4 protein-coding genes and 1 pseudogene are annotated in these 8,109 nt (G+C 60.1%); 2 read left to right on the forward strand and 3 right to left on the reverse strand.

Annotated features, from left to right (window positions below):
* A partial coding sequence (locus IF809_RS37345; protein WP_249155863.1) for an efflux RND transporter periplasmic adaptor subunit occupies window positions 1-480 on the forward strand: 480 nt, incomplete at its 5' end.
* A 524-nt stretch (window positions 481-1,004) separates the two neighbouring features.
* Here the strand turns inward: IF809_RS37345 and IF809_RS37350 are convergent.
* Window positions 1,005-1,226: a hypothetical protein gene (locus IF809_RS37350; RefSeq protein ID WP_014497999.1), complete on the reverse strand. Its 222-nt coding sequence runs from the start codon at window positions 1,224-1,226 to the stop codon at window positions 1,005-1,007.
* Between the two features lie 569 nt (window positions 1,227-1,795).
* Here IF809_RS37350 and IF809_RS37355 point away from each other — a divergent pair.
* The gene (locus IF809_RS37355; RefSeq protein ID WP_011084508.1) at window positions 1,796-2,053 is read left to right on the forward strand and encodes a WGR domain-containing protein; all 258 of its coding nucleotides are present in this window, start codon (window positions 1,796-1,798) and stop codon (window positions 2,051-2,053) included.
* Window positions 2,054-2,103: 50 nt separating this feature from the next.
* On the opposite strand, the pseudogene IF809_RS37360 reads toward IF809_RS37355, so the two are convergent.
* Both IF809_RS37360 and IF809_RS37365 read right to left on the reverse strand, forming a co-directional pair.
* Window positions 2,104-2,425: pseudogene (locus IF809_RS37360) on the reverse strand (DDE-type integrase/transposase/recombinase); the annotation flags it as partial.
* Window positions 2,426-2,787: 362 nt separating this feature from the next.
* A complete protein-coding gene (locus tag IF809_RS37365; protein WP_354267412.1) occupies window positions 2,788-7,929 on the reverse strand; it encodes a Ulp1 family isopeptidase in 5,142 nt (1,713 codons plus the stop codon).
* Between the last annotated feature and the right edge of the window lie 180 nt (window positions 7,930-8,109).

Here is an 8,109-nt window from a genome sequence, read left to right on the forward strand (position 1 = left end):
TCTCTGACAAGCCAAGGATCGCAGAGCGAAAGCCGAAGCGAAACCAGTCAATCAAATGGGAGAAAAGCTCCGCTTACAATTTTTGCTCGTTCAGACCGACACAAATTGCTCAAAGATTCGTGGAGAGAAAAGCAGATGAGCGATGAGCCCGACCTCGAGAGCAGAGTCGTTGCAGCGATACGACACTATCGTGCGGCGCTCGACGTGGCGGAAAACCTGGAACGAGAGGACGCGTGCGCGCATCGAGCGCTGACGAGCACCCTGCTCGATTTGGAGCGTGCCCTGCGAGGCGAAGCGGCCCCGCATCTCAACAACAACCTGTTTGAGACCGGCTCCACGGCGGTTGCACGGTCGGATAAAACATGGGCCGACCTGGTCGAGGCGACTGCGAGATTGGATTCGGCCCGTCGAACCTTAGCTGCTCTGGAACGGCAGTTGGGATATCTTCCAAAAGTCTCGAGGGGAGCGGATCACAAGTGAGGTTAGATAAGAGTCTCGCACGATCGGAAGGTTTCCCGACCATTTCAGAGCGGCGGCGGCAACGCTCTGACGGGCTCGTGTCCCAGCCAAAATCCCGCGCCCAAAACAGACCTCTCTGCGTCCTCGTGTTTGGGACCGCCGAGGTACAGCGCGCGAATCGGGACCTTGCTGGATCCCAACCTTCCAACTTTCCCGCCGCCTCGCCGCGTCCTCCTATGCAGGAATAGACCTCGACGCACTGGCTCGATCGTCCTGTCGAGCGTGCACAGTTTCTGATGACGCTGACCAGCGCGAGTCCTGGTTGAGTTTCTTCTGCTTGTGACTCGGCGTGGAAACGGCATTGCAGCCTCTTCGATCTTCGGCGCGGCTGCGATCATGTGATCAAGCTCTAAAAAGTGGTTCGACGACAGGCAGGCGCTTGAGGCCAGCGTCAACGTTGTCGGAAAAGTGGAAGCCGTGCCGGCTCACACCGTAATCAAAACAGACGTCAAGCGCCAATCCAAGGGCCAGAGCTGCGCTTACGATCAACGTCGAACCGATGCGTTCGAACCACCAATCTCATTGGTGGCGCCTGCTCCGGTGCGATCGATGACCCAGGCCACCATGTAGCCCTTGGCCTGCTCGGTCTGCACCTGCCGGAGGGCCTCAGAGTAGGTTAGTAAGGGCTCTTGCGCCGGGTAGACGGCGCGGTCGGTCGGGGTGACAAAGTGATGGCAGCACACGCGATAGTCTTTAGCCTCGAACATCGGAATCCTCCTCTCGCCTCAGGTTGCGCGGCCATACGCGCTTTCAGATACTGCCCTACCACAGAGAATGCGGCCTTTAAGAGGCCGCGCGCTTCTTCAACACCCCATAAGGTTGGTCGGGCTGCCAGACGCAGGTCGGCGATGTCCGACCACATCGCGCGCTTGATTCTCTGCAGCAGCACCGGCAAAGAAGTGCCCGGGTGTCATTCCATAATTCACCCGTGTCCGGACTTCGATTTCCCGTTCGTCCGCAATTGCTCCGTCGATCGCTCAACGGCTGCACCGATGTCACCTAGTCAGCTTTCAAACCTTGCTGAGGCTGCTGGATCGACAATGCTTGGACCGAGCTCCGGCGCGATTCAGTGAGCTTCTCGATCAGTTCAGACTGCGGTCTCGGTTTTGCCGCGAGACGGTGGGGTTCAAATCGGGCCGTGGAGCCTCCACATCATCGCCACAGTCCGAAGACACCCGCCTGGTGCAATTGATGTAGCGAGAGAATGAATCGTTTGGCCCTGATCGATTCATAGAAAGCATTGGACCTCGCTTCCACAGGAAGCGAGAATCCATGCATGCCGAACCTTAAGCTAGGGCCGCTTCACCTTCGCCGCATCGACACCACCCGCAACATGCGGCGGTTTTACTTGCTTTCGATCCAACCGACCTTGTTCGGCGGGGTCTCGCTGATCCGCGACTGGGGCCGGATCGGCACGACCGGCCAGACGATGGTGCAGACTTTCGATGCCAGCGCTGAAGCGGGCGAAGCATTCGGACGGCTGGAGCGCGCCAAGCGCAGGCGCGGATACACCTCTGCTGAGGAGAGAGTCTGAGGTTTCGTCAATTTCCCGGGGATTACGGATCCACTTACGATGCCTGGAACGTGAAGTGACAGAAACCGTTGAGCCTGACGGGACGATTTGAAACGCTTCATGATCCGCCGCGTTGCCGCGTCGGCTGATGAGAATTCTCAGCCCGATTGTTGAGAGCTCTGTGCTGGCGATGTTCGACGAAAAAGCCCATCTTCGCCCTCGCAGCGCCGTGCGAACGCTTGTCCGTGATCATCACGCGCGGCGGCGTGCCGGCGGATTTCAAGAGCTTCTTCATGAGCCGCTGGGAAACCGGAAATACAACCAAACGGCATAGCTGATCACTTCCGATGGGAAGCGATGGCGGCGATAAAGAGGGTCCCGGGCGGTCGGCATGCCGGTCGTCTACCCCTCGGCCGCTCCAATTCGTTAACTTGACGGTACCCGCTGCTCGTCGACAGCGATGGCACGATCATCGCGGGCGAAGGCCGATACCTGGCCGCGCGAAAGCTCGGTCTCCTCGAGGCGCCGGTCAGCTGACCGGTCTTTCCGAAGCGCAGCGTCGCGCGCTCGCCCTTGCCGACAACCGCATCGCGCTGTCGGTGGTCCGGCGGCTCGTCGGATACGGGCGCTTCGACGGGGGCGAGACGGCCCGCGTGATGGCACGTCTCTACGCCGCGGCGCGCCTGCTGGTGAACTTCTTCCAGCCGTCATTCAAGCTCAAAGAGAAGCGCCGCGAGGGTCCGCCCACGGCGACATCAACCCCTGAGTCGCGCTTGCAGTGCCTGCCGATTGGCAACGACGTTGCTGAGGTTCAGCTGGTCTGGCTCCCGTCCTTGCGCCAATTGCCTAACCAGCTCCCGCGTGCCGTCCACGACAAAGACGCCGCAATCATAAGTGTTCTGCTGCTGGGCCATGCCGGCGGGCTGCAGGGCGAGGTTCAGCCTTTCTGCGAGTTGTCTTGCATGCGTCTCGTTGTATCTCCCGTAGGAATCGTAGTGATAGGCGACAGGCCGTTGCCGGTTGCTGCGATCAACGAACAGCAGCGACCAATGCCTGCCGCGGTCCGTAGCACTGGCATCGTTCACTGGCAGCAACAGGAAGTCGGCTGTATCGTTATCACGCCGATCATGGACGATGCGATGGAATACGCGTAGCACGTCGCTCTCCGCGCCCAGGCGCAGCCGCAGCGCTTCGAGGGGATCTACGAACCGCGTCCGGGCGGCGAGATCCGAATCGCTCCTCTGCAAATCCAGCTCCTGAAGCTGGTAATCCCTGAGGATATGCTCGTCGCCCAGCCATTCCGTGTGCTCGAGCACCAGCCCGCGGTTGTGGGACAAGGCTATCGGCTTCAACGCCCCGATCTGAGCATCGGAGGAGGTGATCGGAAACCGCCGCACGATATCGTCGCGCAATGGGGACGGTGCGGGCGCGGTCAGATCAACCAATGGAAGACCGTCGTAGGTGTCTGAACGAGCCCTGGCAGAAGGCGCTGGCGCAAAGTGAGCACTGTCATCCAACTCGGCCGCATCCGGATCAAGCAGTGCCCCAAACCCACGATAGAGATCCTGAGCCCTGGCAGTTGATGGTGATGCCGGTTCTTGCATCTGCCGCGCAAGCTCCTCGCTCAACCACGCCAAAGCGTCATCGTCCGAGTGGGCGGACACCGGAGAAAGCCCCTGCGGCGAGCCGAGCTGTCGAGCGCCCTGGTGATGCCCCGGTACCGGGCCGGCAAACGGCGGCGGAAAGCCAGGCGCCCGGCTCCAAGCATTGTCGCGCAACTCAAATGATGTGGGCGAATTCGGATTAAACGATACCTCAAGACCGCCGTAGGTGTCTGAGCGAGCCCTGGCAGAAGGCGCTGGCGCAAAGTGAGCACTGTCATCCAACTCGGCCACATCCGGATCAAGCAGTGCCTTAAATCCACGATAGAGATCCTGAGCCCTGGCAGTTGATGGTGATGCCGGTTCTTGCATCTGCCGCGCAAGCTCCTCGCTCAACCACGCCAAAGCGTCATCGTCCGAGTGGGCGGACACCGGAGAAAGCCCCTGCGGCGAGCCGAGCTGTTGAGCGCCCTGGTGATGCCCCGGTACCGGCCCGGCAAACGGCGGCGGAAAGCCAGGCGCCGGGCTGCAAGCATTGTCACGCAACTCAAATGATGCGGGCGAATTCGGATTAAACGACACCTCAATACCGCCGTAGGTATTTGAGCGAGCCCTGGCAGAGTGCGTTGGCGCTGCTTCCACGGTCGGCCGGGCAGGTTCCTGCCCAGCTTGGACTATGTCCTGCGCCTGCTCAGGAGGAACCTCGGGCCACGATGGGCCGTCTTCCACCATTAAGCGCAGATCCTGATCGTAACCTTCCGGGAGGACCAATGGCCGACTGACAGCTCGCTGCCGCGCGCTGTGCTGCGCAGCGGCGCCCCCGACGTACGTCGCGACCGCATGCGGCGCCGTGACATCTTCGTAGCCGCTCCGCAGCAGCATCGGCTGCGTCTCCCATGACGACGTACCCTGTTGATGGGTAGGCGCCGGTGTCGGCTGGCCGCCTGAATTGGCGATCTCGCTCAGCTGCCGCTCGCCGGCAACGCCTTGCGGATTGTTTAGGGTCCTCTGCCTCTTCGCTGGCCTCAACTCAGCTGTGTCATGCTCATCGTTGATGAGGACCTCCTCGCTTGGCAGGCGGTTGCTCCTGGCAAGCGCAGCCATCGGCTCGTCCGGGGACTGCTGGCGGTCGGGCTCTCCGGGATCCGGTGCCTGGTCATGGCGCGCGGCTGGCTCGAGAGATGACGACGAGCGGGGTTCGTCCATCAGCCCCAAAAGCAAATCCTGATCGCGGCCTTCCGCGGGAAGCTCCTCTGGCCGACGGCCAGTTTCCTGCGACGCGCTGTGCTGCGCAGCGGCGGCGTCGACGCGCCTCGGCTCCATCAGTACCGTGTCTTCGGGATTGATAAAGGCCACGTTCTGGGGGTGAGGATTCAGCTTAGCGCGTCGTGAGATCGGCACTTCGCCCGTCGACCGCAAGGTCCGGAGATAGTCGATTGCCTGAACGAGTGTCTTTGGATTACCCTCTCCGGTGAACTCGAGCACCTCACCGCCATCGGTCAGCGACTTATTGTCGAGCCGATCACGAATGCTCGGTTTTTCTTTTGCGAAAAGCCAACGGCTAAAGCTACGAAGAGAACCTCCGTGCTGCTCGGCAGCGGATTTGCTGAACCCGCCCTTGATGAGGGCCCTCTCAAGCCCCGAAATAAGGGGAGCATCCACGGAATAAAGAGGCTGCTTCCTCTTCCCTATCACAATCCAAGTTGACTGCGGCGCCGAGGACGACGCGCCGGGTTCATCCATCAGCCCCAAAAGCAAATCCTGATCATGGCCTTCCGCAGGAAGCAATTCCTCTGGCCAACTGCCACCCTTCTGCGACGCAATGTGCTGCGCAGCGGCGTCGCCGACCCGCCTCGACTCCCTCAGGGCCGCCTCTTCGGGATCAATATGGCGCTCGTGCTCCATCGCCTCAGCGCCGGCCTGCGATTTTCGGAGACGAGCCAGTGCGGCACCAATCCTGGAATCAGCACCGGCGACCTTCCTATAGCTCTCGACATCTCCATCAAACGACGTGCCGAGCCCAGCAGCAATGCCCGGCCTGTTGTTGTCACGCAGGTAGTCGCTGAAACTGCGAAGAGCAGTTGCATCCTTCCTGCTTGCATCCTTCTTGCCGGTATCTGTCGCTGCTTCGTTTTTGTACTCTTCGATGAGAGCCGCGTCCTGGGGATAAGGATGCAACTCAGTGCGGCCTGCGATCCGCACGACTCCGCCCGTCGACTGCGAGGTTCGGAGATGAACTATCGCCGCAAGAAGCCTTAAGGGATTACCCTTTCCGATGAACTCGCGCGCATCAGCGGTCAGTGACTTTTCGTCGTCGAGCCGAGCAGCAATGGGATCTTTGTTATTTGCGAAGAGCCAGTGGCCAAAGCTGAGAAGAGTACGTACATAGCCCCTGGCAGTGCGTTCGGCGGCGTTCCCATTACGGAGGGCCTCCTCAAGCCCCGAAATAAGGGGAGCATCCTCGGTATGAAGAGGCTGCTTGTCGTGCCCTATCAAAATTCCAGTTGACTGAGCCGGCTGCGGCGCCGAGGACGACGGGCCGGGTTCGTCCATCCGGCCCAAATCCTGATCGTGGCCTTCCGCAGGAAGCAATTCCTCTGGCCAACTGCCAGCTTTCTGCCACGCACTGTGCTGCGCAGCGGCGTCGCCGACCTGTCTCGACTCCATCAGGGCCGCGTCTTCGGGATCAATATGGCGCTCGAGCTCCATCGCTTTAGGGCCCGCCTGTGATTTTCGGAGATGAGCCAGAGCGGCACCGATCCTCGAATCAGCACCGGCGTCCTTCTTATAGCTCTTGACATCTCCATCCAGCGCCTTGCCTGAAAGCCGACCAGCAATGCCCTTCTTGTTGTTTTCACGCAGGTAGTCACTGAAACTGCGAAGAGCCGTTGCATCCTTCCTGGCTTCTTCCTTCTTGCCGGTATCTGTCGCTGCTTCGTTTTTGTACTCTTCGATGAGAGCTGCGTCCTGGGGATAAGGATGCAACTCAGTGCGGCCTGCGATCGGCACGATTCCGCCCGTCAACCGCGAGGTCCTGAGATGGTCTATTGCCCTAAGGAGTGTCGCGGGACGTTTTTCGAACAACTCGCGCGCATCAGCGGTCAGTGACTCTTCGTCGTCGAGCCGAGCAAAAATGCTCTTTTTGTTATTTGCGTAGAGCCTCTGGCCAAAGCTGCGAAGAGAAGATAGATAGTTTCGGACGGTGCGTTCGGCGGCGCTCCCATTCCGGAGGGCCTCCTCAAACCCCGCAATAAGGGGAACATCCTCGGAATGAAGAGGCCGCTTCTTGTGCCCTATCGCAACCCCAGTTGACTGAGCCGGTTGCGGCGCCGAGGACGGCGGGCCGGGTTCGTCCATCGGACCCAAAAGCAAATTCTGATCATGGCCTTCCGCAGGAAGCAATTCCTCTGGCCAACTGCCAGCTTTCTGCAACGAACTGTGCTGCGCAGCAGCGTCGCCGACCTGCCTCGACTCCTTCAGGGCCGCGTCTTCGGAATCAATATGGCGCTCGAGCTCCATCGCCTTAGCGCCCGCCTGCGATTTTCGGAGATGAGCCAGAGCGGCACCGATCCTTGAATCAGCACCGGGGGCCCTCTTATAGCTCTTGACATCTCCATCCAACGCCTCGTCTGAAAGACGAGCAGCAATGCCCTTCTTGCTGTTTTCACGCAGGTAGTCGCTGAAACTGCGAAGAGCAGTTGCATTCTTGCTTGCATCCTTCTTGCCGGTATCTGTCGCTGCGTCGTTTTTGTACCCTTCGATCAGAGCTGCGTCCTGGGGATAAGGATGCAACTCAGTGCGGCCTGCGATCGGCACGATTCCGCCCGTCGACCGCGAGGTCCTGAGATGGTCTATTGCCCTAAGGAGTGTCGCGGGACGCTTTTCGAACACGCGCGCATCAACGGTCAGCGACTCTTCGTCGTCGAGCCGAGCAGCAATGGGATCTTTGTTATTTGCGAAGAGCCACTGGCCAAAGCTGCGAAGAGAATATAGATTATTTCGTGCGGTGCCTTTGGCGGCCCCGCCCTTGATGAGGGCCTTCTCAAGCCCCAAAATAAGGGGAGCATCCTGGGAATAAAGGGGGCTTTTGCTGAGCCTTCTCAGAATCCCTTTTGACTGAGCCGGCTGCGGCGTCGAGGCGGCCGGCATTGCTCCATCACCTTCACCTGAACTGCCGATCTCGCTCAATTGCCGCTCAAAGGTCGCCGCGGCTGCGGACGGAGCCGCGGGTGAGCTCTCTTGCGGGCCCGTGCTGTCCGATTGTTCACGCACCCGCTTGGTCGAGGGGAAATCCATCCGTTCTCACTTTCAAAATATGAACCAGGGCTTCGATCTGGCATGCTGGCGATCAGCAACAAACCACCCTTTACAGCCCTCGATAGACCCGCACCGGGAGCATCTGCGGATTTCACGGATCGTGAGCATCGATTTCGCGCGATCGTGAGCACTGAATTCAGACGATCGTGAGCAGCCCGC

The sequence above is a fragment of the Bradyrhizobium sp. UFLA06-24 genome, from assembly GCF_054967145.1.